Below are 23,873 nucleotides of genomic sequence, written 5' to 3' on the forward strand. Positions count from 1 at the left end.
GCCCGCCCTTCTGGGCCTTCAAGCGCTTCAGCTTCGCAAAGCTGACCGGCCAGTACGACCACGTGATCGGCCTCATGGCCGCCATGGCCCGGCTCAACCTGCTGGCCATGATCGGCATCGAGGACGCGGTGATGTCGGAGACGAACGTCATCGGCGACACCGAGGCGGCGAAGTACCGCAAGGGCCGCAACGCAGTGAACTACTTCGCCCCCGGCACGCAGGTGACGAAGATGAACGACCGGGTGCCGTTCGAGTCGTTCACCCAACTCGACCGCCTGGAGCGCCAGTTGCGCATCGTGGCGGGCTACCCCGTGACCGACGACGCCCAGCACCCCGGCGGCGGCTGGGCCACCGGCCGTGGCCTGCAGGAGTTGACCTCGGCCATCGACGAGGAAGTGCGCGAGTACCACACGATCCTCGCCACCGGCCTCATGCAGCTCGACGCGCTACGCCTGGAGTGGGACGAGACCTACTACGGCAACGTCGACAAGACCATGGAGGGAGCGTACGGCGGCGCCGCCTTCGTCGAGACCTACACACCGTCGAAGCACATCAAGGGGCATCGCCGCACCCGGCGGGTCTACGGCGCCATGGCCGGCTGGGACGACGCCACCAAGATCGTCGGCGGGCTCCAGTTGATGCAGGGCGGCATCATCGACGACGACACGTTCCGTGAGAACCTCGACGGCCTCGGCAACCTGGAGAAGATCAAGGAGCGCATCCTTGCGTCCAAGGCCGAGGGCGTCCTGTTCGGCTCGCTCATGGCCATGGCGGAGCAGGGCGACCCCGCGGCCATGGCGATCGCTGTCGAGTTCCTCCCGGCGGGCAAGCTGCGCACGAAGATCGAGGGGGTGCTTGCCGGCCTGCAGGAGCAGCAGGCCGCGGCCGAGCAGCAGGCAGCCCCGCCCGAGGTGATGACCGGCCAGCCGCCGCCCGACGTGGCCACCGTGCTGAGCCGGCTGACCGCCGGGGGCGCAGCGACAGGCGGCGTCCAGACGGTCGGGAGGATCTGATGGAGCACTGGTACCTCCTGGCCGAGGACCGCTTCCGCGAGGCCCTCGTGCGCGCGTCGACGGGCGAGGACATCGACCTGCTGTTGGTCCAGCTATGGAGTGAGTCTCACCCCTGCACGGAGAACCACGGCGAGGACTGCGACGGGTGCGACCTTGAGGGGGGCATCGCCACCTTCAGCTTGCCGGTGGAGGCGATCTGATGGCCCGCGGCAAGGGCCGGGGCGGCTCCCGCACACCGTCGAGCCCGGCCGCCGTGTCCGGCCCCGGCGCACTCTCCCGCCGGACCGACAGCCAGCCCGTGCGTCCGGTCCCCGGCGGCACGTACGGCGACCGTAAGGCGACAGTCGAGCAGCAGCAGGCCGCGCCCATGGCCAGTGCGCCGACGCCGCAGGGCGCGCCTCCGCAGGCTGGCCCCGCAGGCGTCCCGATCGACCCCCGCTCGATCGACCCGTTCGGCCCGACGGCTCGGCCGAACGAGCCTCTCACCACCGGTGCGGAGCCGCTCGCCGGCGGCACGCCGAACATCGACGTCGTCGAGCACCTTCGGGCGCTCTACGCCCGCTACCCGTCCGAGGACTTGCGCGAGGTTCTCGAAGACGCCGAGACGGGGGCGTTCTAGTGCTACGAACCGAACGGATTGTCGAATCTCGTCCTGTCATCCGAGCATGTGTCGGGCGGCCCCCCACTCTGCAGTCGACACCTGAAACCACGATCCTGCATGCACGTGGCCCAGTCGTAGGCCCGGCCTTCTTCGCGGTCCTCCTCGGACACCACGTCAGCAGCGGAATCCGAAAAACCGTGCTCTCGTGCGCTTTTCCGCCACTGCGCTGCCGTGTTGTTTTCCCTCGCCCAGTCCGCACAATCGCTAGTCGCTTTCATGTCTGCCGTAACAGAGCACCCGAAACCCGACCAGATGGCGACAACGGCGATGGCGACATGTTTCCCCCCACGGTTTCCCATGGATGCAGACGCTATCCCTGGTCCCTCCGTAGTGCGACGGGCGCTAGCTCGTGAGCGCCCGCTTCTTCAACGCGGACGAGGACGCTGCGTTCGAGCGCATGAACGCCGAGTTGGCGCGCATGCGGACCCAGCGCGCCACGGCGAACGTGCAGACGGTGTCGAATCTGGCGTCGATCCGCCGGATCGCCCCGTGGATGCCTCCTGGCACCACGTACGCATTGGCCGCTGGCGGGCACGACGGTGCGTCGCCTGTCACGCAGGTCGCGGCGCAAGCTGCTGCCAAGCGCAAGGTCAAGCGCGGGCTCGGCTGGCATTCGATAGGCGACGTGGTGACGGCAACGGCCGACGCCGTGAGCGACGCCGTGAAGCCCGTCGTGCGCTCCGGCCTCACCGCCCTCTCTGCCCCGCTGGAAGAGGCGCAGGGTCTCTTCCGGGAGGGCGTCCAGATGGTCCGCGAGGAGGGCTTCGTCGGCGCGTTCGTGGAGCACGCGAAGCAGGGGGGCGCGGTCAACATGCTGGCCGACAACATCGTGCGCGGCCAGCACTCGACCGCAGGCCAGTCCGTGCGAAAGGTGCTACAGGGCGAGGCCGTTGACCTCGGCTCCGGGTTCATGCCGGGCGGGCAGGCCGTGCAAGACCAGGCCGCCTACGCCCGGACGTTCGGGACCACAGGCGGCAAGGCGATCACCCCCGGTCGCTTCGCTGCCAGCCTGGTGGTCGAGCCGGGGACGACGCCCTTCAATGTGCTCTCGGGCCTGACGGATGCGGCCGTGGCCATCTACGCCGACCCGGGCGGGCGGGCGCTCGATGGGCTTGGCGCCGCGGCGAAGGCCAACAAGCTGTTCGATCCCCCTTCGGTCGGCCTGGTCAACGGCAACCGCACCACGGTGTTGTCGGAGCGGGCGGAGCAGTGGCTTGCCGGTGACGGTTCCAAGGTCGTCGACTACCTGGCGACAGAGACGAACCTGAACCGTATGCGTAGCACGGTGAAGGGCAAGCTGCCCGTGGCGCTCCTGCGCGACCTGACCGACGCCCGCACCACCGACGAGGTGGTCGACGTCCTCGCACCGGCACTCGGCGTCGCCGTGCGCTCGACGGACGAGTTCGCCATGGGCAAGATCGCCCGCTTCGCCCCCGACTTCCGCAAGCGCCTCGACGGCGTGCGAATGCTCCAGCAGATGCCGGGCGAGGCGGTCGACGTGAACGACCTCGACGACGTGGTCGAGCGGATGGACCGCTTCATGCGCAACGCCAAGCTCCCCGGTGAGGTGGTCGACCAGCGTATCGACGAGCTGGCCCGCACAGAGAACCGGGTCGATCTCTTCCGCGTGGTGACAGATGTACTCACAGACACGATGACGAAGGTGGGCGACTACACCGACGCCAACACGGCGCGGCGGATGACCGGCATCGTCCGCAACTACAACGACGAGATGGCGAAGTACTTCGTCGACGAACTCGCCAACAACGTCCCCATCTTCGGCGTCGGGATCGACGGCGTGTCGGCGTCCCTGCCGTCGCCCCACCTGGCCGTTGAGTACCTGAACCGCTCGCTCCCGCTGCCCGACGCCCGTGCGATCCGCCGGATGACGTCGCGCTACGGCCGCCTGCTCAACAAGCCGGCGCTCGACCTGCCCGTCGCCTTCCTCGACTTCGCCCTGCAGGACGTGTGGAAGCCGATGGTGCTGATCCGAGGCGCCTGGACCGTCCGGGTCATCGGTGAGGAGCAGGTGCGCATGGCCGCGTCGGGGATGGACTCGCTGTTCCGTCACCCGTTGTCCTACATCGCTTGGGCTACGGGCCGTCGCGGTGGCGCGGGCCTGACCGGCGAGGGCTTCGCCGACGCCTCGGCTGCAGCCGCCGATGCCGACGAGTTCGCCAAGGCCATGAGCCGCAACGGAGGCGGGTGGCGTGACCGTGTCGTCCACATGGGCAAGCGGAAGGTGTACCGGGAGGAGGACGAGTTCCCCGCCGCATGGGGCGATGAGTTGCTCCAGCTTCGCACCGACCCGGTGGCTTCCCGGGTGGCCGGCGGCTGGGCCGACGGTGACGCCGTACCGGGCCGAACTGTCGTCGACATTATCGACGAGGAAGTCGAGGAACTGGCCGAAATCCCCGGCTCATCGTTCTACCACGGCACCTCGCGCCGGTTCCTAGGCGACGCCATTGATCCCGACGAATTCGGGACGGGCTCAGGCGCCGACAATCTTTTCGGTCCCGGCTTTTACCTGACTGATAACCCCGACGTGGCGCGCAGTTACACGAAAAAAGGTAAGGGCAACGATCCTCGGGTTTACGGCGTCGAGTGGGCTGGAGACACCCCACCCCGCCTCATCGACATCGAGCGGCCGCTCCCCGAGGACGTACGGGGAGCGTTCCGCCGCCACTACGAGGGGTTCTTGGCAGACTCCGACTTTTATGTCGACACTGAGGAGGCCATCCGAAGGGCTCTCGACGACCCGTCCGCAACGGGTGCCCGCCTTTACCAACTCTTTCGTCGCGCCTACGGCGAGGCGGGCATGGTCAAGTACGAGGTGGATGAGTCGTTGCACAGCCTCCACGATGAACTGGTCGACCTCGGCTACGACGGCTTCACGTATAAGGGCGGCGTACGGACTAAGTCCCAAAAGCACAACCCAGTCGTGATCTTTCGGCCGGCGAAACTCCGGGTCGCCCACAGCACCGAACCGGTCACGCGTCGAACGGTGCAATCGACTACAGAGCGGTTCGAGCCCGGCCTCACCGGCAACCACGTCGAGGACGCCAAGCGCTGGTTCTGGGAGGGCCCCGGCCAGAAGTTCCGCGACGAGATGGCAGGCGCCGAGGGCCGCGAGATGCTCAACGTGAGGCACCGACCGGACGGCACCTCGTACCGCGACGACGGCAAGGTGCTGAGCGCCGACGACTACATCGACAGCGTGTTCCACCGGCTGCAGGTGAAGACCGGCGGCGACCAGCGCCTGACGGATGCCGTCGCCACTGGCGTGCTCGACGGGGAACCCATCCGCGAAGGCATCAGGGCGTCGAAGGCGCTCCGTGCCAAGCTCGACGCATTGCGGGCCGAGGGCGTCGGTCCCGAGGGCGTCAAGGGCGACATCGCGCTCGTCGGACGTGGAAGCGCCGGGGGCAAGGTGGCGTCGGCGCTCGACCACGCCGTCGACACGATGTTCTCGGTGCTGATGTCGAAGCCCACGAACAAGCTGTCGCGCTCGCCGTCGTTCCGTCAGTTCTATTGGCAGCGGGTCGAGGAGTTGCTGCCGGGCATGGACGCTGCCGCTCAGGCTGCTGCCCGCCAGGCGGCCGAGAAGGCGGGATTGGGCCGTTCGACGCTGAAGCGCTTCGACGAGCAGATCGGAAGAAGCGACGCCGCCCCCGAGGGTTTCGTGCGGCTCTATCGAGGCGAGGCGGAGCACCTCACCCCCGAGCAGCTCGCGGCGCTTCCTGCCGACGCCCGTGAAAACGTCGGGCGCTGGTTCACTCATCGTCGCGACATCGCAGAGGAGTACGCGAAGGGCGGTGACATCCTCGCTGTCGATGTGCCCAGCGCTGTGTTCGACGAGAAGTTCACAGCGCTGCCCGGCGACCGTGGGTTCGCTGTGCTCCCTGCGGAATGGGCCGGCGCCGCTTCGTCGCGAAGCGGGCTCACGCTCGACGACGTCGACACGCTCGCCAAGGGGTTCGGGCTCGACAAGACCAAGGAGCTGCTCTACGACCTGAGCGACCGCAGCCAGTTCTTCGACATCACCCGCCACATCTTCCCCTTCGGTGAGGCGTGGAAAGAGGTCGGCACCCGGTGGGCCAAGATCGGCGTCGAGAACCCGAAGGTGATCCGGCGTGGCCAGCAGCTCGTGCAAGGCGCCCGCGGCTCGGGGTTCTTCTACACCGACGAGACGACCGGCGAGGAAATGTTTGCCTACCCCGGCAGCCAGTTCGTCACCGAGAAGATGATCGGGGTTCCTGTGCCGATGGCGGGGCGCGTACAGGGTCTCAACGTCTTCGGCGGCACCGTGCTGCCCGGCTTCGGCCTGGCGGTCACCGTGCCCGCCGGCGCGTTCCTGCCCGACAAGCCCGAGTGGGACGCGGTGCGCAAGATCGTCATGCCGTTCGGTGAACTCGACACCGAGGGCGGCCTGATCGAGTCGGTACTGCCCGCGTGGCTGCAGAAGTTCCGCCAGACCGGCAAGACGCCCTTCGGTCGCCAGGACGACCGCATGTGGAACAACACCGTGTGGGACGTGGCCCGCTACCTCAAGTCGACCGGCGACTACCCCACCGACTCGATCGAGGGCCAGGAGCGGCTCCTGAAGGACGCCAAGGACAAGGCCAAGCTCGTCTACGCCCTCCGGGGCGCTGCGCAGTTCGTGGCGCCCTCGGCGCCGTCGCCCCGGTTTCTCGCCTTCGACAAGGACGGGAACCTCCTCATGCAGCAGCGCATGATCGAGGAGTACCAGAAGCTCGACGAGGCGGAGAAGGCGGGCGGCACGCCCGCCCTGGAAGCGTTCCTCGAGCGCTTCGGCGAGGACGCGCTGCTCGTCGTGCAGGGCAAGACCGAGGGCCCGTCGGCACCCACGAAAGAAGTGGCCGACTGGCAGCGTGAACACCCCGAGTTGGCCCGCCGTTTCCCCGACGTCTACGGGTTCTTCGCCCCGGGCGGCGGCGAGTTCGACATCGACGCCTACACACGTCAGATCGCCTCCGGTGAGCGCAAGGCGATCAGCCCCGAGGACGCGCTCAAGCGCGTGAACGCTCGCATCGCCGGGATGGTCTACCGGAACGCCAAGGACAAGCTGGGCGATCGGCGCGACCCCGGCGCCACCGAGTGGCTGCGCACGATCCGCGAGGCGCTCATGGAGGAGTACCCCGGCTACGACCCGGGCTCGTACGACCCGGGGCGCACCGACCGCAACATCCGCCAGGTCGAGGCCGCCCTGGAGCACGAGGCCGTCCGGGCGACCGACGCAGGCGAGGGCGCCCGCCTGTACCTGCTTGCGAGGGAGCGGGCCATCGAGTCCGCGAAGGCGTCCGGGCTGACCACGTTCGGCTCGGCCAAGAAGGCTCGCGGCATCCGACAGTGGCTGCGTGCGGTCGCCACCTCCATCGCGGAGGAGCATCCCGGCTTCGCTCCGCTGTACGAGCGGGTCTTCGAGCAGGAGATGGTCGACGACCGAGAGGAGGCTGCTGCCTGATGCCAGGCCTGGAAGAACTCATCATGGCGGGCCCGCCGCCCGCTGCTGGGCCGCGGTTGCCGATCGGCGTCCCCCAGGACTACGTTGCCGTCCGAGAGCACACAGACCCGGTGACGTCGATGGACCCGTCGATCACCACGACGACAGCGATCCCGCCGTCGTACTACACGGGCGACGAGTGGCTGCCGGTGAACCTGCCGCCGGAAGACCTCGCCCGGCTACAGCGGCGCATGGTCGACGCGGGCCTGATCCCCAAGGGGGCCAAGTTCCAACTCGGCACCTACGACGAGGTGACCCGTGCGGCCTTCACGGAGCTGCTCGCCTATGCCAACGCTTCGGGCCTCGGTAGTCGCAACACCATCCCGCTCGACGCCTTGGAGCAGTACGCCGCCGGCAAGCAGCAGTTCCCCGAGGACACGAAGCCCCTGCCGCCCCTCCGGCTCCCGGGTGCCGACGAGATTGCCCAGGCGGTGAAGTCGACGGTGCGCTCGATGCTGGGCGGGCGAGACCCCGACGCCGAGGAGATGGCCGAACTCACAGGGCTGCTCGCCGGCTTCAGCCGCGAGAGTGCCGAGCAGGAGCGTTCGCTTCTCGTGGCCCAGCGTGATGCGGCCGAGGGTGAGGCGACCTCCGACGCTGTCGTGGTCGAAGACCCGGTGGCCCGGTTCAAGGAAGAAATGGAGCAGCGTTACCGGCCGGAGATTGAGCGTCTCGACAACATCGAGGAGGTCGAGGTCGGCCGCAACAACCTCCTTAAGAGCATCGTGGGGATGGACCAACTGATGGGCGCGCGCTGATGGCCGACAACTCCATGAAGGAACTCCTGCAGGGGGTGCTCGTCGACATGTCGTCCCGCATCGCCGGGAGCGGCCCCACCGGGATGATCCCCGACTTGATGTCGATGCCGGGCGAGGAGCCCGAGGAGGAAGCGGAGCACGACCACGACCACGAGGGCGAGGAGGACACGGCTACCACCGCCGCTCCTGCCTCGGGCGACGGCAGCACGATCATCAACCCCGTGCCCGGGGGCACATTCGTCGACACCATGGGGGCCGACCGCGACGGCGGGAAGCGCAAACACAAGGGGACCGACATCTTCGGCAAGAAGGGGTCACCTGCGGTTGCGCCGATCGGCGGCACAGTGGTCAAAGCAGGCAGTTCTGGAAAGGGCGGCCTCCGGGTGTGGATCAAGGGGACCGACGGCCGGTATCACTACCTCGCCCACCTTGATCGCATCGACGTGAGACAAGGTCAGACGGTCACGCAGGGTCAGCAGATTGGGACGGTCGGAAACACCGGCAACGCCAAGACCACCCCGCCCCACGTCCACTACTCGATCAACTCGCAGTCCGAGGCAGAGGACGCCATCGGCAACCCGGCCTTGGAGCTCAAGGGCCAGAAGTCGCCGCCCGCCAAGCCCGCTCAGTCCTCGCCCAGGACCAGGAGCGCCGCCCGTGCGGCGCGCGCCGCCGTCGGGAGTACGCAGGCGTTGGGTGAGCCGGCGCCGACCACGGACAACGGGATGACAACGAGAAGGGCCTTCTGATGGCCGATCTTCGCAACGTGCCCGGCGGCGCCGAACTGCTGCTGATCGGTGACCCGTCGAAGGGCCAGAACTACTGGTACCACCTCTCCTACACGATCCCCGGGACCAACACACGGATGGTGTGGGCGTTCCCCGCGGGGACCGACACCGTGAAGGCGATCACCGGCGAGACCGCCCCCGCTGCTCGCCAGGTCACGTGGGACACATTCCGCGGCGAGGGGATGCTGCACTTCGGCACAGTCAACGAGCTGGTGAACCGCAGCGAGCACCCCTTCGATGCGTTCGTGGCCGACTTCGAGAAGGAGGCGCAGATCCGGCCGTGGCTGCGCGACGCCGAGGTGCTCGCCCTCACGGCCCAGGCGATCCTCGAAGGCCGCACCGTCACGCAAGCAGAGCTGCAGACCACCAAGTGGTGGACCTCGCGCAACGAAGCGCAGCGGCAGTGGGCGGCGCTGGTGGCCGGCGACCCTGCGCAGGCCCGACGCATCCAGGAGGACAACCGGATCAAGGTCGCGGAGATGCTGCGCAAGAGCGGCCTCCAAGGCGTGCCGGAGTCGGCTGTGCACCTCATGGCCGACAGGCTCACCGTGGGCGACTGGAGCGAAGAGTACGTGGGCGAGCAGGCCCGTCGCCTCGTGAACCCGACGCTGGGCGCCGTCGACCCCGCGCTCACCGGCGCCATCGGCAAGGCGCCGGTGCGCACCGGCGTCGACTTCATCGAAGACGTCCGGGCCGAGGCGCGGCGTTGGCTCGGCCCGGTCCACGGTAGGTGGGACGACGCGCTGGTACAGAAGTGGGCCGGTCGGCTGGCCACCGAGCCCGGCGCCCAGGACATGCTCACGGAGGAGCTGCGGCGTCAGCGCCTCGCTCTGTTCCCCGAGTACGAGGACGAGCGGCTCGACTACGAGTCGATCGCCCAGCCGTGGCGCGGCGTGGTGTCGACGGTGTGGGGGCAGGTGGCCGACGAGTCCGACGCGATGTTCGAGCGCATCGTCCGCATGAACGACCGCACCACGGCGGAGGGGCTCCTGCGCAGCGAGGGGCTCAAGCGTGGTGTCAAGAAGGTGACCGCTGACGGGCTGGAGGCGCTCAGCGCCGCCTTCGCCGGCGGCGGCGTGAGGAAGGCGACCTGATGGACATCACATCCCCCGGCTCCTCTAAGACGTGGACAATTCCCGACGAGGCGCTCCAGCAGTGGCACCCTGGCCAGCCCCCGGCGTCGACTCCGCCGACGACGCCCCCCGTCACCCCGCCGCCTCCGGCCACGCCGGCGCCGGGCTCCGACTTTTACTCGCAGGTGCGCCTGCTGTTCCCCTACCTGCCCGAGCCTTTGGTGCAGGTCTTCGCAGACGCATGGACCACCACGGGCTCGCCCGAGATGGCCTTGCACACGATGCGCCAGAACCGGGCGGTGTACGACGTGTATTTCGCCGGCAACCGGCGCGAGGACGGCACGCTGCGACTCAGCGAGTTCGAGTACCTCTCCAACGTCGAGGGCTACAAGCGGCGCCTCGCAGAGTTCGGCGTGCCGCCCGACTTGGTGCTGACGCCCGAGCGGCAGCGTGCACTCATCGAGGGCGAGAAGTCGCCGGCGGAGTTCGAAGCGGAGTTGAGCGCCCTGTACGTCGGCGTCATGTCCGCGGGCGAGCACGTGCGGGCCTGGTACGCCGACAACTACGGCGCCGTCGAGATCTCCGATGCCGCCCTGTTTGCCTCCGTCATCGACAGGGCGGCATCGCCCATGGAGTTCGAGCGTCGCATCCGCGCTTCGCAGGTCGGCGGCGAGGCTTCCCGCTACGGCTTCGGTGCGCAGGTCGACCTCGAAGAGGCCGAGCGGCTGACCGCCTTCGGCCTCGAGGGCGAGGGCGCTCGGCGTCTGTTCTCGCGGGCGGCGCAAGAGCTGCCCGCGCTCAACGACCTGGTGCGCCGGTTCAACGACCCCGACGACGAGTTGACGGTCGACGAGTTCGCAGACGCCTTGGTCGTGCAGGACGCCGACCAGATCCGCACGATAGGGCGGCTTCTCTCCCGCTCACGGGCGCAGTTCGGCAGCGACGAGTTGGTCGAGCGCGACCGCTCGGGCAGGCTCACGGGCCTTCGTCCGACGTAAATGCTTGACGGCGCGCGCGCCGAATGGCATCGTTGTGACTCAGCAGGTGGCCCGCTCCCTGAGACGAGTGGGAAGGTCGATCGGTCATCACCCGAACCGGTCGTAGAACCAGGGTGTGCGGTAGCAGCGGCACGACGTCGGGGCAGCAGCGCGACGTGTCGTTCCCGTTCTCTTCTGCGCCGGCCGCGATCCAACGCCCGAGTTCGCGTATCGCCGTGTGGGGCGTAGAGGAGAGAGATGCCCGAGCCCGAAGTCGACGACAGCAAGACCGCCCAGCAGCAGCCCACCGAGGACTCCAAGGACTTCGCGAAGCTGCGCAACAAGAGCGAGGCCCAGGCCGCTGAGATCACGGCGCTCCGCAGCACCAACGCCAAGCTGCTGGCCGCCGCTGCAGGTTTCGACACCTCCACCAAGCTCGCATCCATCGCCCTCGACCAGTTCGCCGCCGAGCGCAAGGTCGACGAGTTCACCCCCGAGGCGTTCAAGGCGTTCGCCGAGGAGATCGGCCTTCCCGCCACGGTCGCACCGGCCGGCACGGAAGGCGACGGCACGCAGGCGCCGGCAGGGACCGACGCGGCGACCGCGCTCGGTGCCGTGCAGGCCCAGGCCGACGCCATCAAGGCAGGTACCGGGCAGGCCGCGCCTGCCGCTCTCCCCGAGCAGATCGCAGCCGCCGAGCAGGCGGGCGACTACCGGAAATCCATGGAGCTGAAGGACACACTCACCCAGCAGCAGATGGCGCCTCGGGCACCCGCCTGAGCCGCGACCACCGAGAAAGGTAACGAACGATGGGCGCAGTCACAGGCCAGGGCACGACATTCAACCTCCCCAACTACGTGGGCGAGCTGTTCTTCGTCACGCCCAAGGAGACGCCGTTCCTCAGCATGATCGGCGGGCTCACCGGCGGCATCCCCGCTACGGCGACCGAGATCCAGTGGCAGTCCATCGACAACGCCGCGGCCGCACAGCCGGCCATCCTCGAAGGCGCCGATCCGGTCTACAACGCCCGGACGCGCTCCCCGATCAGCAACATTCTGCAGATCTTCCAGTACGGCGTGGAGCTGAGCTACACGAAGCAGGGCGCCGTCGGCCAGATCTCGGGGGCGTCGATCCTCGGCACCCAGCCGGTGCAGAACGAGCGGGTCACCCAGCGCCGGCTCAAGCTGGAGCAGGCCGCCCGGGACATGGACTACTCGTTCCTGCAGGGCGCCTACCAGAAGCCGGTCGACAACACGACCGCCCGCAAGACCCGCGGCATGAAGAACGCCGTCACCACGAACGTGGTGGCCGCCGCCGGCGCCCGTCTGAACCGCGACCATTTCCAGTCGCTGTTCAAGTCGATGGCCGACAGCGGGGCGATCTTCTCCGAGCTCATCCTGTTCGCCAACGCCTTCAGCCGCCAGCGCATCAGCGACATCTACGCCTACGCGCCGGAGTCCCGTAACGTGGGCGGCTTCTCGATCAATCAGATCGAGACGGACTTCGGGATGGTCGGCGTGTGCTTCGAGCGGCACCAGCCGGTCGACGAGGTGCTCGCCGCCGAGATGTCGGTCATCAAGCCCCGCTTCCTCACCATCCCGGAGAAGGGCCACATGTTCTTCGAGCCCCTCGCCAAGACGGGCGCCGCCGACAAGGAGCAGCTCTACGGCGAGGCCGGGTTGGAGTACGGGCCCGAGCAGTGGCACGGCAAGATCACCGGCCTGGCGACGGCGTAAGGGAAGGAGCCCGATGAACGGAGTCCCCCCCGCCATCCGAGCTGCACTGCGCGGCAAGACCTCGCAGTGCAGCCTCCCGGCGGCACTCGCAGCCGACGCCACCAAGGAGTGGCCCATCTTCATGGCCGAGCGGCCGTGCAAGATCCTCAGCATCACCGTGGTGCCCCAGGCGCTCATCACCGGCGCCAACGCCAACACGTTCCACTGGAACGTGAAGAACCGGGGCACCGACGGCTTGGCCACCACGGAGATCGGCAACGTCGACTTCGTGGCCGGCACCAACGCCGCCGCCTTCGACGGCAGGGAAATCGTCAACGAGGTCGCCGGTCGCCGCATGACCGCCGGCCAAGTCCTGACGATCGAGCGGGAGAAGATCGGGACCGGCATCGCCGCCCCCGAAGCTCTCGTCGTCGTCGCATACGAGTACGAGGCTTAGGAGGCCGCCATGGGCAAGACCACACGCACCGCCAACGCAATCCCGACCGCCAACGACGAGTCGGTCGAAGTCGTCACCGAGGAGGTCGAGGCGCCGAACACCGACGCCGCCGTCTCGGGCGACGCTGCCGACGACCGGGGCGAGGAGGTCACGACCGACACCGTGGCCGTGCTGGGCGCCGAGCCCGACGCGTCGGACCCGAAGGACGGCGACCCCCTCACCGCCACAGTGGCCGCCGCCATCGAGCGCAACCGCGAGGCGGCTGCCGACTTCCTCGACGGCCAGGCCGGCGGGGGCATCGACTTCAGGGACCGCGCGCTGGTCAACCTCTCCGACGCGGGCCAGTTCCCGTCGTCGGTGACGCCGGCCGACGCCGAGGTCGTGGCTCCGTCGGCCGGCGAGATCGCCGGCACCGACGCCGCCGCCCCGGTCGACGAGCCCGCCGCCGCTGCGGACCTGTCCGACGGCACCGATGTCTCGGCCGCTCCCCACGCGGCCGACGACGTGGAGCCCGAGGCGACCGTCGAGCCGGAGCCTGAGGCCGTCAAGGCCGCCCCCGAGCCGGAGCCCGTCACCTTCGTGTGCGACCGGTACCCGAACCTCATCGCCTACTCGCCCAACGGCGAGCTGGTGGGCCAGTTCGTCGACGGCAAGCTCGTCGTCACCGCGCAGCGCGACATCGACATCCTCGAAGCGCTGCCCGAGGTGAAGCGGGCGTAATGGCAACTCCGGGCCTTGCCTACGGGGGCGACAGCCTCATCCCCTTCTTCGACGCCAGCGCTTCGGCGGCCGTCGAGACGATGAAGGCCGCCCCCGGCAGGCTCGGGTACATCGAGGTCTACAACCAGAACGCCACCGGCATCTTCCTCCAGTTGTTCGACGCCGACACAGTGACGCTCGGCTCGACCACCCCGAAGCTGTCGTTGTTCGTTCCGGGCAGCAGCGCAATCCGTGAAGCCCTGCCCGCTCCGTTCGACTTCACACGCTCGATCAAGTACGCCGTCACGGCGACCGCCACCGGGAGCACAGCGCCCGCCGCGGCGGGCGTCCTCAACGCCGGCTACCGCTGAGGCCGGCCATGGCGTACACCTACGCCGGGCTGTACCAGGAGACGTTCCTGGCGCCCCGAGGCGCCCTGCTGAAGAACACGCAGGTCTCGGTCTTCCTGGCCGGCACCACGACACTGGCCACGCTCTACACGTCGCACACCAAGGCGACACCGGCGCTCAACCCCTTCTCGACCGACGCCGCCGGCAACGGCCGCTTCTACGCCGACCCCGGGCACTACGACCTGGACTACGGCGACTCGACACTGCCGATCGTCGTCCACCGCGATCCCGACGAGCCGGTGTCGCTCGACGACCTCGTTGAGACGGTGGCCACCGACGCGGACGTGACCAACGCCGTGGCAGCCCACGCAGCGCTGCCCGATCCGCACCCCGGCTACCTCACGCCTGCCGAGGCCGACGCCAAGGTCGCAGACCACGCCGGCGCCGGAGATCCCCACCCGGGCTACTTGACCGCGGCAGAGGCAGCGTCCGCCTTCGAGCCCGTAGGTGCCGTGGCCGGCCATGCAGGCACACCGGACCCGCACCCCGGCTACCTCACGCCTGCCGAGGCCGACGGCATCTACGCCCCGGCGTCGGCAGTGGCCGCCCACGAGGCCGTGGAGAACCCCCACCCCGTCTACACGACCGTCGGCGAGGTCGACCAAGCGATCACCGACCACGTCGCAGGGGCCGCATTCGAGCGACAGGAGCGGCGCGGGGCGGCCGGTGGTTACGCCGGGCTCGACGCGTCCGCCCTTGTCCCCGCCGACCAGCTCGGTTCCGGTGTGCCCAGCGCCGTGACCTTCCTCGACGGCACACGGGTTTGGGCTGCCCTTCCATCGGGCGGGGCCGTTCTGTTGGCCCCCGCTGGGAGCCACAACCAGGGCGCTAGTAACACCGCGACCGAGCGGACCCTCGTGGCGTTCGACTTTGCGGCGGGGCAGCTTTCCGCCGGTGACGTCGTGATGTTCGCGACGAGCCTCACCATCCAGAACACGACTGCCGGTGACATCACCTGCATCTTCCGGGCCAAGCTCGGGGCGACGACCGTCCTGCAGAGCGACCCGATAGTGGTCGCGAACGGGGGCACGCGAAAGGGAACGCTGGACGGCCACCTCGCCGTGGTCTCCGCGACGAGCGAGCGGCTCGCCGCGTGCCTCGCTTTCGGCGCCCCGACGACGGGTTCGTGGTCGGGTGGAGGCACATTGACCATCGGGGAGGGCGCCGTCGGCGAGGACATCGCGACAGCTCTCCGGCTTGATCTGACCGTGCAGTTGAGCGTGGCGTCTTTGGGCGCCAGGTGCCTGTCGCACGGGGCGCACTCCGCGCTGGTGAAGGCGCCCTCCTGATGCCCGTCCTCGGCTCCGACGCCCGCCCCGTCTCCGGCCTCATCGACCGGATGATGCGCGAGTTCCTCGAACCCGCAGACGACCAGCCCACCCGGTTCACCCTGGCCGCCGAGCTGGCCGAGGACGCGACGTCGCTGAGCTACGACCCCGCACTGCTGTCGCCCGAGGAGGAGGACATTCTCGGCCCGGGCATGCTGATCGAGGTCGGCATCGAGGAGATCGTCGTCGGTGCGGTCGACGCCTCGACGAACGTGCTGTCGTCGCTCATCCGGGGCGCCAACGGCACCGAGCCCGCGCTGCACGCCGTAGGCGGCGTGGCCAAGGTCATGCCCACCTGGCGCCGCCGTGCGGCCTTCGACGCCGTGTGCGACGCCATCGACGCCCTCTTCCCCGAGTTGTACGCCGTGGACACCATCGCGGTGTCGGCCGGGACCGGGAGCACCACAGAGATCCCCGCCGCCGTCGCGTGGCCGCTGTGGATGTGGGACATCAGCGGCGCCCGCCACGACGAGTTGACCTTCCTCGACCACTACGGCGGCAGCTCGACGGGCAAGGCCCTCATGAACGGGGTCACCGGCCACCTGGTCTACGCCAAGTCCTTCGAGCGCCCCGACAGCGAGGACGTCGACCTGGCCGACCTGTCGATCGACCCGGCATGGGAGCGCCTCGTCATCGTGTCGGCCGTCTCGTACCTCATGTCGGGGCGCGAGGCCGACCCGATCGCACAGAAGTTCCTCACCGAGCAGCAGGCCCAGCAGGGGTTCCCCGTTGGCAGCGCCACGAGGCTGCGTGACGCCCTGATCCGCGAGTACGAGTACCTGCTGGCCAAGGCCAAGCGCCAGCTCCGCAGCCGCTACCCCATCACCGTGGCGAGGGGCTGGTAATGCCGCTCCCCAACACCTCGACCATGGCCCGGCCCCGGGCCTACGGCTACGGCTGCCGCCTGGGCGACACCTTCTACCGCCTCGCCGTCGGCCCCGACCGGCCGTTGGAGATCACATCGGCCCCGCTGCAGGCGCCGCAGGTGTCGATGGCCGAGACCCCCGAGGATCTCCGCAACGACTTCGGCTCCTACTTCAGCCGCACGAGGTTCTCCGGCGGCGAGGGCCTCGCCTTCGCCCACACCCGCGAGCCGGCGCCCGAGGACTCGCTGCGCTTCTTCGACTCGGCGCACGTCGACATCCGCCCGGGCCGCCCCGGTGAGCTCGAATCATTCACCCTCCTGCCCGAGACCCGCCTGGTCGACGCCAGCGCAGCGTCGAACCTCGCCCTGGCGTGGGACGGCACCGCGCAGTACATGGCCAGCGGCACCACCGTCCGGCGCTGCACCGACCCCGCGGCGGCGGCGGGCGGCGCCTACAACGACGACAGTCCGCACGTCGGCGAGGCGGCCACCACCGTCGAGGACCTGGTTGCCGTCGGCACCACCGTGTACGCCGCCCTGGGCGCCAACGGCATCCACCGGCGCATCGGGGGCGCCTGGGCCCATTGGAGCGACCTGGCGGCCTCGAGGGTGTGGGCGGCCAAGGCGACGTCGACCGGCGGCTTCGTACTGGCGGCCAAGGACAACGTGCTGTACGAGGCCAAGCCCGGCGTCGGCTCGATCGCCTTGGTGACGCTCGGGCCGGGCGAGACGTGGGTCGACCTCGTGGACGCGGGCGCCGCCATCCTCGCCTCGGCCTCGAACGGCTACGTGTACGCCCTCGGGCTCAACGAGGGCCTGACGGCCTTGGAGCTCAAGGGCCAGACGAAGGTGAGCGACTCGGCCCGTGTGCAGGCCCTCGGCTACGGCGGTGGGTTCGTCTTCTACTCGTTGCGCGAGCCCACCGGCACCGGCGCCGTGGGCTCGTTCTGGCGGGCGCAGCTCGACCCCGACAGCTTCACCCTCGTCAACGCCTCGGTGCGCAAGCAGTGGGACCACCAGGACAGCGACGACCACTCGCCCGACCACGCTCCGCACCGGATCGTCACGGCGCGTGACGCGGTGTACCTCGGTGTGCTTGGGCACGGGGCGGCGGCCGGGCTCTGGCGCTACGACCTCGCCACGGCGGGCATGTCACGCGACCTCGACACGCACAGCTCGGCCGGTGTCGTCACCGACGTGCAGGCGCTGTTCGACCGGCTGTTCGTCGCCGTCGCCGGGGCCGGGCTCTACCGGGAGGAGACGACCTACGAGGTCGAGGGCCACCTGATCGGCCCGTTGGGCGACCTCTTCACCGCGTCGGAGAAGTCCTGGGTGGGCGCCTACCTCGACGCCGAGGCCGTGGTCGACGACACCCGCATCGAGTTCTACGCCACCACCGACCCCGCTGCCCTGCTCGACGCCGACTCGCCTGCGTGGCGCCGCATCGTCAACCTGACGACCGGCACCGTGCCCGACGAGCAGAGCATGCGGGGCGTCACCGGCCGCTACGTGGCCGGCATGGTGAAGCTCTACGCCAGCCCCACCCGCACGGCCCGCCCCGCGGCCCGGGGCTTCGTGTTCCGGGCCTACCCGGGAGCGGGCGACACGATCATCCGCATGCCCATCTCGTGCGGCGACCAGGTGGAGATGCCGGGGCGCCGGCCCATTCGAGCCAAGGGTCTCGGCCGACGGGTCCACGCCTCGCTCAAGGGCATCGAGGGGTCCAACCTCGACCTGTACCTGTTGGAGCCCGCAGAGGAGCTTTACCGCGGCACGGTGATCGAGGTGGGGGCGCCGGTCACCGTGCTGCCCCAGCGTGGCTCGCCCCTCGTCGTCTGCTGGGTGACCTTCCGCGGCGGCATCGTCAGTCTCAGCGGCGGCTCGCAGTCGCCCGGGGCCTTCAACGTCGGCCTGCTGGCCGAGATGTTCCTTGGAGGGCACGAGTGACCGCCATCGAGACGCACCTGCTCGCCGCCTTCGAGACGACCCTGACGGGCAACGTCGGTCCGAACGACATCGTGTTCCCCGTCGTGACCACGGGCGGTGGCACATCGCCCATGTACCTCGTGTTCGAGCCGACCAACGACGCCCGACGTGAGATCGTCCTGTGCGACGGCGCGTTCGACGCTGCGACCTTCCGGTCGACGTCGCTGGCCAAGCGCTACCTGACGGGCTCGGCCGCAGGCTCGGGCCTCACGCACGCCTCGGGGACCGTCGTGCGCTGTTGCCCGGTCCCGCAGCACTTCGAGGACATCTACGACCTCATCACAGCGGCCGACCTACGGGGCCTGGTCGACGCCAAGGGCGACCTCCTGGTCGGCACGGCCGCCGACACCGTGGGCCGCCTGCCCGCCCCGGCCGACGACTCTGTGCTCATGGCCGACTCGTCTCTGCCCTCGGGCTGGAAGGGCGCCCCGCTGGCCGTCGTCGACACAGTGGCCGACGTCGCCGCCACCGAAAGCGCCGGCGTGACCGACACCCTCGCCCGCGGCGACCACGTTCACCGGGGCATCCCGACCACGCTGGTCGACGCCAAGGGCGACCTCCTGGTCGGCACGGCCGCCGACACCGTGGGCCGCCTGCCCGCCCCGGCCGACGACTCTGTGCTCATGGCCGACTCCACAGCCGCTACCGGGTGGAAGGCGGCTGCGCCGGCGGACGCCTCGACAATCGCGGATGTCACCACTGGCGCCGAGTCCGCCGGCGTGACCGACACCCTCGCCCGCGGCGACCACGTTCACCACGTCGACCCTGCGACAGTCGGCATGACCGGCGAGATGCGGATGTGGCCGGGTGCCGCTGCTCCCGCGGGCTGGCACTTCTGCGACGGCAGCCAGCGCTCCGACGGCGCTCCCGGGCAGGCCGGCGCCGCGCTGTACGCAGTCATCGGCACGACCTACGGCGGGACCGGCCCGGCCGACTTCCTCCTGCCGAACCTCAAGGGCCGCTTCCCGGTCATGCCCGACGCTGCGCAGGCCGAGTTCAACGTGCTGGGTGAAACGGGGGGCGCTAAGGCGGTCGCGCTGACCACGGCGCAACTGCCCAGTCACACCCACGTGCAGGACCCGCACGACCACAACCTCACAGACCCGGGCCACACACACGACGTGTTCCTCGCGGAGAGCGGCAACTTCGTGGACGGGGCCACGAACGCCGTGCCCAGCAACACCAACGGCGGGACAACCGACAGCGGCTCGTCGGTCACCGGCATCAACATCGTCCCCGCTACGGCGACCAACCAGCCCACGGGCAGTGGCGAGACGCACAACAACCTCCCGCCCTACTTGGCCGTCAACTTCATCATCAAGCTCTAGGAGGCACGTTGAGCAGACTGACGCCCGGCGAGGAGGACCAGCTCGACGGCTGCGACATCGACTTCGCCGCGGAGGCGGTCAACGACGAGACGACCGAGTACCTGCCCCTGTTCCCTCTCGAAATCCCGGACGTGTACCGGGCGGCCGAGTGGAAGGCGCTGTTCGATGCCTCGTGACGTCGGGATGGCCGACCGCCTGCGTGCGGCGGGGCTCAAGGTCGTCGAGGTCGACGGCTGGCGCACGAGAGGCTCGGACAGCTTCTTCCCCAAGGGCGTCGTGGTACACCACACGGCCGGTGCGGCCACGGGCAACATGCCCTCGCTGGGCATCCTCATCCGGGGCCGCTCCGACGTGCCCGGCCCCCTCTGCAACGTCGGCATCGGCCGTGACAACACCGTCTACGTCATCGCCGCGGGCCGGGCCAACCACGCGGGCCGGGGCGGCTGGCGTGGCCTGATGTACAACTCCTCGGTTCACGGCATCGAGGTCGAGAACGTCGGCACGTCCCGCGAGCCGTGGCGCCCTGACCAGATCGAGACGGCGGCGAAGGTAGCGGCTGTCCTGCTCGACGGCCATGGTCCGGCCGACAACGTGTGCGAGCACAAGGAGTGGACGAGCCGCAAGGTCGACCGCCACTCGATCAGCGGCGCCGACACCCGCCGTCGCGTGGCCGGCTACCTGAGCGGCGCCACTCCGTTCGTGCCCGGCTCCATCACCGCGCTGACCCCCGACTACCCGGAGGACGACATGAAGCTCTACGAAGTGATCCCGCCGAGCACGAGCGGGGCGGCCGACCACAAGGGCGACGGGTGGATACTGCTGCCCTTCAAGCGGGTTCACGTCGTCACGGTGGACGCCATCCCGCAGTTCCCGGTGGGCGACGCCGACGTGACAGTGCCCGACGCCGCCCCGATGTTCGGCGACAACGGCTACCCGCTGCTCGCCATCGACGACGCCGACGCCGGCGGCCGGTACGGCTGGTTCGTGTGGGCCGTGGCACCCCCCGAGCCGTGGCCCGGCTGGGTCGTCAAGGCCGCCTGAGGCCGCCGACAACGAGAGGGGGAGGAACGTGAGGGTTCGCATCGTGGAGGACACCAAGGCCCTGGCCCACCTGCTGAGGCTCGGGCTAGAGGACGAAGGCCACGACGTGGTGACCTCCACGCGCGAGTTCGAGCGCCTGCTGACGCCCGCGCCGTGGGAGGACGTCGATGCGGCCCTCATCGACCTGTACCTGCCCGGCATCAAGGGCACCGACATCCTGCGGTACCTGCTCGACCACCACCCCGAGGTGAAGCGGGTCGCCATGACCGCCTCGCTGTCCATGGCAGATGACGCGGTGGGCCTGGCCCGGGCCGTCCTCGTCAAGCCGTTCCGTACGGCCGATCTTGTGGAGGCGCTGCGATGAGCTCGGCGGAAGAAATCGCACAGCAGGCCCAGGTGTCGATCGCCCGCATCGACGCGACTCTCGTGGCCATCAAGCAGCAGCAGGACCACGCCGGGCGCACAGTCGAACAGCTCGTGCGGCTCGTCGAGGAACGGCTGTCGGCCAAGTTCGACGCCTTCGGCGCCCGCTTCGACACGCTCGAACGGAGGCTCGACGACATGGAGGCTTCCCGCGCCGCCGCCCGGGTGGAGCAGGCCGCCGAGTTCCGTGCCCTCGACCTCCGCATCGACCAGGCCAAGGTCGACCAGGCCGCCGAGTTCCGGGCGCTCGATCTCCGCCTCGATGCCGACTTCAAGGCGCTCGACGCCCGGATCGAGAACGTGGAGAGGTGGCGGGACAAGGTCACAAACCGGGGATGGGGGCTCGCTGCGGGGATGACGCTCGCGGGCGGGGGCGTGGGCGCTGCGCTCGCCACCCTGACGACGAGGCTTACAGCGTGATCCGCCGGATTTCATACCGGGAAATATGCCGTCTCGCAGGCGCCGGGGCCGTGGGCTTCCTGCTGGGCGCCGTGTTCTTCATCGTCCATCAGGTGACGGTCGACGTGGCCATGGGGCACCACCGGTGACGGGCGACCTCGCTGGGCTGGGCACATGTCCGCTTGCCGTGGGCGACAACCCCGGCCACTGCGGCTGGTGTGGTGTCGTCCTGAAGGGGCGGCGCACACGGTGGTGCAGCGACGAGCACCGGACCGCCTTCGCCAACAACCACGAGTGGACCGCCGCTCGCAAGGCAGCGGTAGAGCGGGACGGCCACGCATGCACGCGGTGCGACGCCCACGACCGTCTCGGGCCTGACGGCATGTGGATCGGCGTGCAGTTGCAGGTGAACCACATCGAGCCGCGCTGTGGGCGGGGCTACGGCAACGGCTGCCACCACCACCTCGACAACCTCGAAACGCTCTGTCACCCGTGCCACGTCGAGACGACCAACGAGCAACGGCGAGCGCGGATGGTGTCCGTATGAGTCGCGTGTGGTGGGTGGTGCTCGGCGCCTCCTGGCCGATCGTCTTCGTGGCGCTGCTGCGCCTGTGGAACGCCGCCAAGCGGCTTCCCTTTCGCTCCCCGGTGCGGCCGCTGTTTATGACCGATGTCGAGCGCGCGTCGGTAGGGCTGCGACGAATGGGCTTTCGCCTCCGCTGGCGTGGCTTCGTGCTCGGCAAGCACCTGGGCTTCTCTACGCGATGAAGCCGAAGGAAGGCGAGAGTCCGTGACCATCCCCAACCACACAGGAGCGACCCCATGTCCATGAAACTCGTCCTCGCCATCGTCGCCGCGCTTCTGGCCGTCGCCGCCCTCGTCGGCGTCATGGCTCCCGCCACGGTTCCCCTTGCCATCGGCCTGCTCGTGCTGGCCGTCGCCGTGGCGGCCTGACCGGGGCACCTTGCCGTCCGTCTCGTGGACCTGCCTCGGTACTCGCTCGTGCGAAGCCGACACCTGCATCGGATGTGGCGCCCCGACGCTCTGGCAGGCGAGCGACGGCGGCGAGCAGCTCGGCGTCTGCGACGACTGCGGCCCCACCGACGAAGCCGCCCTGCAGGTCATCGATAACTACCGAAATGGAGCGTGACATGAAGAAAACCACCACGCGCGAGTACGACGCCGAAGGGCGGCTCGTGAAGGAGACGGTCGTTGAGGAGACGCCGCCCCAGGCCCAGCAGGTGCCCGTCCTGGTCGTGCGCCAGAAGGTGACGCCGGTCTGACTATCGGTTTTGCCACCTCAAGTGAGGGGGCGAAACCGATGAAGCCGCAGGTAGCGGCGGGCCAGGAGGGTCGCTCCGAGTCGTCGTCGGGCCGGAGTTGGGAACCAACCGACGTGGGGGTCCGGGCGTCTCCCCCTGGCCCGCACCTAGCAAGCTAGGCGGACTAGGCTCGCTAGGCAACCGCGGCAGGTGGGGGCCGCCCTCTTACCCTCATGCTCTGTGGCCGTCATCAACTACGAGATCCCTGACGACCTCCACCGTCGGGCCAAGGTCGTGGCGGCGCAGCGGGACACGACGCTCAAGCAGGTGCTCATCGACGCCCTGCAGCGGTACGTCGAGGCGGAGGAGTCACCCCGGAAGTCGTAGCCCTGCGGTACTTTGGCGGTGGGACAGTGACGTGTCGATGCCCCGCCCGGGGTCTCAGGGGCGGGGCATCGGTCATTCTTGATCACACTTCTGATCACAAGTAGGGCGCACGAGGGGGTACGTAGCACGCCGAACCCCCGGATTCCTGGTCTAGGCGCTACGTGACGGCACGTCCCGAGGATCACCCTCCGGCCTTCCAAGCAGATGATGCGGGTTCGATTCCCGTCACCCGCTCTCTTCCGAGGGTCGACCGCGAGCGCCGGCGGCGCCGGTAGTCTCGGCCCCGATGAGCACTCCGAGGCAATTGCGCGGGCTGGGGGCGCTCGTCGCGCTGTTGTTCTTGGCCGGGCTGGTGGGTCTGGTCACCCAGGCAGGTGACGACGGCGACGGCATCGACACGGCGGCGTCGAGCTCGTCGTCGAGCACCACGGCGTTTGCCACCACTGCGCCGTCGCCCACGTCGTCCACGTCGACCGTGGAGACCACGACCACCACGGTCGCGCCGACGCAGCCGGGAACAACGTCAGTCGGCGCCAGCAGTACGGGCACAGCGGTCGATCCCGGCTCGGGTTCGGGTTCGGGATCGGGTTCGGGATCGGGTTCGGGATCGGGTTCCGGCGGGAGTGGGTTGGGCGCCGGCGGCAGCGGCACGGTGACCGGCAGCGACGCCATGGCCGACACCGGCGCCGAAGACCTGCTCGTCCCCGGGTTGTTGCTGCTTGGGCTGGCACTGGCCGGACGTCGGCTGGCTGCCCGAGTCGCCGACCAGCGGTAGCTCG

General features: G+C 69.3%; 29 protein-coding genes. All 29 read left to right on the forward strand.

What is annotated here, in order from left to right; translation table 11 throughout:
* A partial coding sequence (locus VM938_10580) for a hypothetical protein (protein ID HVF75483.1) occupies positions 1-1,013 on the forward strand: 1,013 nt, incomplete at its 5' end.
* Positions 1,013-1,213 (forward strand): hypothetical protein, encoded by a 201-nt coding sequence (locus tag VM938_10585; GenBank protein ID HVF75484.1) that lies wholly within the window; start codon positions 1,013-1,015, stop codon positions 1,211-1,213. The genes VM938_10580 and VM938_10585, both read left to right, overlap by 1 nt.
* Positions 1,213-1,632 carry a hypothetical protein gene (locus VM938_10590; protein ID HVF75485.1) on the forward strand — a complete coding sequence of 140 codons (420 nt, stop codon included), beginning with the start codon at positions 1,213-1,215 and terminating at the stop codon, positions 1,630-1,632. Before VM938_10585 ends, VM938_10590 begins: the two co-directional genes overlap by 1 nt.
* 391 nt (positions 1,633-2,023) lie before the next feature.
* On the forward strand, positions 2,024-7,159 hold the full coding sequence (locus tag VM938_10595) for a hypothetical protein (protein ID HVF75486.1): 5,136 nt from the start codon (positions 2,024-2,026) through the stop codon (positions 7,157-7,159).
* A complete protein-coding gene (locus tag VM938_10600; GenBank protein HVF75487.1) occupies positions 7,159-7,956 on the forward strand; it encodes a hypothetical protein in 798 nt (265 codons plus the stop codon). Before VM938_10595 ends, VM938_10600 begins: the two co-directional genes overlap by 1 nt.
* Positions 7,956-8,705 carry a M23 family metallopeptidase gene (locus VM938_10605; GenBank protein ID HVF75488.1) on the forward strand — a complete coding sequence of 250 codons (750 nt, stop codon included), beginning with the start codon at positions 7,956-7,958 and terminating at the stop codon, positions 8,703-8,705. The genes VM938_10600 and VM938_10605 overlap by 1 nt, the downstream gene beginning before the upstream one ends.
* Positions 8,705-9,838, forward strand: a complete 1,134-nt coding sequence (locus VM938_10610; protein ID HVF75489.1) for a hypothetical protein — start codon at positions 8,705-8,707, stop codon at positions 9,836-9,838. Before VM938_10605 ends, VM938_10610 begins: the two co-directional genes overlap by 1 nt.
* Positions 9,838-10,815, forward strand: a complete 978-nt coding sequence (locus tag VM938_10615; protein ID HVF75490.1) for a hypothetical protein — start codon at positions 9,838-9,840, stop codon at positions 10,813-10,815. Before VM938_10610 ends, VM938_10615 begins: the two co-directional genes overlap by 1 nt.
* 237 nt (positions 10,816-11,052) lie before the next feature.
* Positions 11,053-11,574, forward strand: coding sequence for a hypothetical protein (locus tag VM938_10620; protein HVF75491.1), 522 nt, complete (start codon positions 11,053-11,055; stop codon positions 11,572-11,574).
* 29 nt (positions 11,575-11,603) lie between these two features.
* Complete coding sequence (locus tag VM938_10625) at positions 11,604-12,530, forward strand: DUF5309 family protein (GenBank protein HVF75492.1); 927 nt, start codon at positions 11,604-11,606, stop codon at positions 12,528-12,530.
* 13 nt (positions 12,531-12,543) lie between these two features.
* Positions 12,544-12,966, forward strand: a complete 423-nt coding sequence (locus tag VM938_10630; protein ID HVF75493.1) for a hypothetical protein — start codon at positions 12,544-12,546, stop codon at positions 12,964-12,966.
* Positions 12,967-12,975: 9 nt separating this feature from the next.
* Positions 12,976-13,686, forward strand: a complete 711-nt coding sequence (locus tag VM938_10635; GenBank protein ID HVF75494.1) for a hypothetical protein — start codon at positions 12,976-12,978, stop codon at positions 13,684-13,686.
* The gene (locus VM938_10640) at positions 13,686-14,036 is read left to right on the forward strand and encodes a hypothetical protein (GenBank protein ID HVF75495.1); all 351 of its coding nucleotides are present in this window, start codon (positions 13,686-13,688) and stop codon (positions 14,034-14,036) included. Before VM938_10635 ends, VM938_10640 begins: the two co-directional genes overlap by 1 nt.
* Positions 14,037-14,044: 8 nt before the next feature.
* On the forward strand, positions 14,045-15,364 hold the full coding sequence (locus tag VM938_10645) for a hypothetical protein (protein HVF75496.1): 1,320 nt from the start codon (positions 14,045-14,047) through the stop codon (positions 15,362-15,364).
* A complete protein-coding gene (locus VM938_10650) occupies positions 15,364-16,248 on the forward strand; it encodes a hypothetical protein (GenBank protein ID HVF75497.1) in 885 nt (294 codons plus the stop codon). The genes VM938_10645 and VM938_10650 overlap by 1 nt, the downstream gene beginning before the upstream one ends.
* Positions 16,248-18,215: a hypothetical protein gene (locus VM938_10655; GenBank protein HVF75498.1), complete on the forward strand. Its 1,968-nt coding sequence runs from the start codon at positions 16,248-16,250 to the stop codon at positions 18,213-18,215. The genes VM938_10650 and VM938_10655 overlap by 1 nt, the downstream gene beginning before the upstream one ends.
* On the forward strand, positions 18,212-19,582 hold the full coding sequence (locus tag VM938_10660) for a tail fiber protein (protein ID HVF75499.1): 1,371 nt from the start codon (positions 18,212-18,214) through the stop codon (positions 19,580-19,582). Before VM938_10655 ends, VM938_10660 begins: the two co-directional genes overlap by 4 nt.
* An 8-nt stretch (positions 19,583-19,590) precedes the next feature.
* Positions 19,591-19,758, forward strand: coding sequence for a hypothetical protein (locus VM938_10665; GenBank protein ID HVF75500.1), 168 nt, complete (start codon positions 19,591-19,593; stop codon positions 19,756-19,758).
* Positions 19,748-20,623: a peptidoglycan recognition family protein gene (locus VM938_10670; protein ID HVF75501.1), complete on the forward strand. Its 876-nt coding sequence runs from the start codon at positions 19,748-19,750 to the stop codon at positions 20,621-20,623. Before VM938_10665 ends, VM938_10670 begins: the two co-directional genes overlap by 11 nt.
* A 28-nt stretch (positions 20,624-20,651) precedes the next feature.
* The gene (locus tag VM938_10675; protein ID HVF75502.1) at positions 20,652-20,987 is read left to right on the forward strand and encodes a response regulator; all 336 of its coding nucleotides are present in this window, start codon (positions 20,652-20,654) and stop codon (positions 20,985-20,987) included.
* Positions 20,984-21,466, forward strand: a complete 483-nt coding sequence (locus tag VM938_10680; protein HVF75503.1) for a hypothetical protein — start codon at positions 20,984-20,986, stop codon at positions 21,464-21,466. The genes VM938_10675 and VM938_10680 overlap by 4 nt, the downstream gene beginning before the upstream one ends.
* Entirely contained in the window at positions 21,463-21,594 is a 132-nt protein-coding gene (locus VM938_10685; protein HVF75504.1) for a hypothetical protein, read from the forward strand. Before VM938_10680 ends, VM938_10685 begins: the two co-directional genes overlap by 4 nt.
* Positions 21,591-21,992, forward strand: coding sequence for an HNH endonuclease (locus VM938_10690; GenBank protein ID HVF75505.1), 402 nt, complete (start codon positions 21,591-21,593; stop codon positions 21,990-21,992). Before VM938_10685 ends, VM938_10690 begins: the two co-directional genes overlap by 4 nt.
* Positions 21,989-22,213, forward strand: a complete 225-nt coding sequence (locus tag VM938_10695; protein HVF75506.1) for a hypothetical protein — start codon at positions 21,989-21,991, stop codon at positions 22,211-22,213. The genes VM938_10690 and VM938_10695 overlap by 4 nt, the downstream gene beginning before the upstream one ends.
* A gap of 54 nt (positions 22,214-22,267) precedes the next feature.
* Positions 22,268-22,399 carry a hypothetical protein gene (locus VM938_10700; protein HVF75507.1) on the forward strand — a complete coding sequence of 44 codons (132 nt, stop codon included), beginning with the start codon at positions 22,268-22,270 and terminating at the stop codon, positions 22,397-22,399.
* 10 nt (positions 22,400-22,409) lie between these two features.
* On the forward strand, positions 22,410-22,595 hold the full coding sequence (locus VM938_10705; protein ID HVF75508.1) for a hypothetical protein: 186 nt from the start codon (positions 22,410-22,412) through the stop codon (positions 22,593-22,595).
* A 1-nt stretch (position 22,596) separates the two neighbouring features.
* Complete coding sequence (locus VM938_10710; protein HVF75509.1) at positions 22,597-22,728, forward strand: hypothetical protein; 132 nt, start codon at positions 22,597-22,599, stop codon at positions 22,726-22,728.
* A 219-nt stretch (positions 22,729-22,947) separates the two neighbouring features.
* Positions 22,948-23,094, forward strand: coding sequence for a hypothetical protein (locus tag VM938_10715; protein ID HVF75510.1), 147 nt, complete (start codon positions 22,948-22,950; stop codon positions 23,092-23,094).
* A 286-nt stretch (positions 23,095-23,380) separates the two neighbouring features.
* Positions 23,381-23,869 carry a hypothetical protein gene (locus VM938_10720; GenBank protein ID HVF75511.1) on the forward strand — a complete coding sequence of 163 codons (489 nt, stop codon included), beginning with the start codon at positions 23,381-23,383 and terminating at the stop codon, positions 23,867-23,869.
* Positions 23,870-23,873 lie beyond the last annotated feature (4 nt).

Source organism: Acidimicrobiales bacterium, assembly GCA_035536915.1.
GTDB lineage: Bacteria > Actinomycetota > Acidimicrobiia > Acidimicrobiales > JAHWLA01 > JAHWLA01.

Excerpts from the sequence above, each read along its gene's own strand:
- VM938_10585 (HVF75484.1), top strand. The coding sequence starts at position 1,013 with ATGGAGCACTGGTACCTCCTGGCCGAGGACCGCTTCCGCGAGGCCCTC.
- VM938_10590 (HVF75485.1), top strand. The coding sequence starts at position 1,213 with ATGGCCCGCGGCAAGGGCCGGGGCGGCTCCCGCACACCGTCGAGCCCG.
- VM938_10600 (HVF75487.1), top strand. The coding sequence starts at position 7,159 with ATGCCAGGCCTGGAAGAACTCATCATGGCGGGCCCGCCGCCCGCTGCT.
- VM938_10605 (HVF75488.1), top strand. The coding sequence starts at position 7,956 with ATGGCCGACAACTCCATGAAGGAACTCCTGCAGGGGGTGCTCGTCGAC.
- VM938_10610 (HVF75489.1), top strand. The coding sequence starts at position 8,705 with ATGGCCGATCTTCGCAACGTGCCCGGCGGCGCCGAACTGCTGCTGATC.
- VM938_10615 (HVF75490.1), top strand. The coding sequence starts at position 9,838 with ATGGACATCACATCCCCCGGCTCCTCTAAGACGTGGACAATTCCCGAC.
- VM938_10620 (HVF75491.1), top strand. The coding sequence starts at position 11,053 with ATGCCCGAGCCCGAAGTCGACGACAGCAAGACCGCCCAGCAGCAGCCC.
- VM938_10625 (HVF75492.1), top strand. The coding sequence starts at position 11,604 with ATGGGCGCAGTCACAGGCCAGGGCACGACATTCAACCTCCCCAACTAC.
- VM938_10630 (HVF75493.1), top strand. The coding sequence starts at position 12,544 with ATGAACGGAGTCCCCCCCGCCATCCGAGCTGCACTGCGCGGCAAGACC.
- VM938_10635 (HVF75494.1), top strand. The coding sequence starts at position 12,976 with ATGGGCAAGACCACACGCACCGCCAACGCAATCCCGACCGCCAACGAC.
- VM938_10640 (HVF75495.1), top strand. The coding sequence starts at position 13,686 with ATGGCAACTCCGGGCCTTGCCTACGGGGGCGACAGCCTCATCCCCTTC.
- VM938_10645 (HVF75496.1), top strand. The coding sequence starts at position 14,045 with ATGGCGTACACCTACGCCGGGCTGTACCAGGAGACGTTCCTGGCGCCC.
- VM938_10650 (HVF75497.1), top strand. The coding sequence starts at position 15,364 with ATGCCCGTCCTCGGCTCCGACGCCCGCCCCGTCTCCGGCCTCATCGAC.
- VM938_10655 (HVF75498.1), top strand. The coding sequence starts at position 16,248 with ATGCCGCTCCCCAACACCTCGACCATGGCCCGGCCCCGGGCCTACGGC.
- VM938_10670 (HVF75501.1), top strand. The coding sequence starts at position 19,748 with ATGCCTCGTGACGTCGGGATGGCCGACCGCCTGCGTGCGGCGGGGCTC.
- VM938_10680 (HVF75503.1), top strand. The coding sequence starts at position 20,984 with ATGAGCTCGGCGGAAGAAATCGCACAGCAGGCCCAGGTGTCGATCGCC.
- VM938_10695 (HVF75506.1), top strand. The coding sequence starts at position 21,989 with ATGAGTCGCGTGTGGTGGGTGGTGCTCGGCGCCTCCTGGCCGATCGTC.
- VM938_10700 (HVF75507.1), top strand. The coding sequence starts at position 22,268 with ATGTCCATGAAACTCGTCCTCGCCATCGTCGCCGCGCTTCTGGCCGTC.
- VM938_10710 (HVF75509.1), top strand. The coding sequence starts at position 22,597 with ATGAAGAAAACCACCACGCGCGAGTACGACGCCGAAGGGCGGCTCGTG.
- VM938_10720 (HVF75511.1), top strand. The coding sequence starts at position 23,381 with ATGAGCACTCCGAGGCAATTGCGCGGGCTGGGGGCGCTCGTCGCGCTG.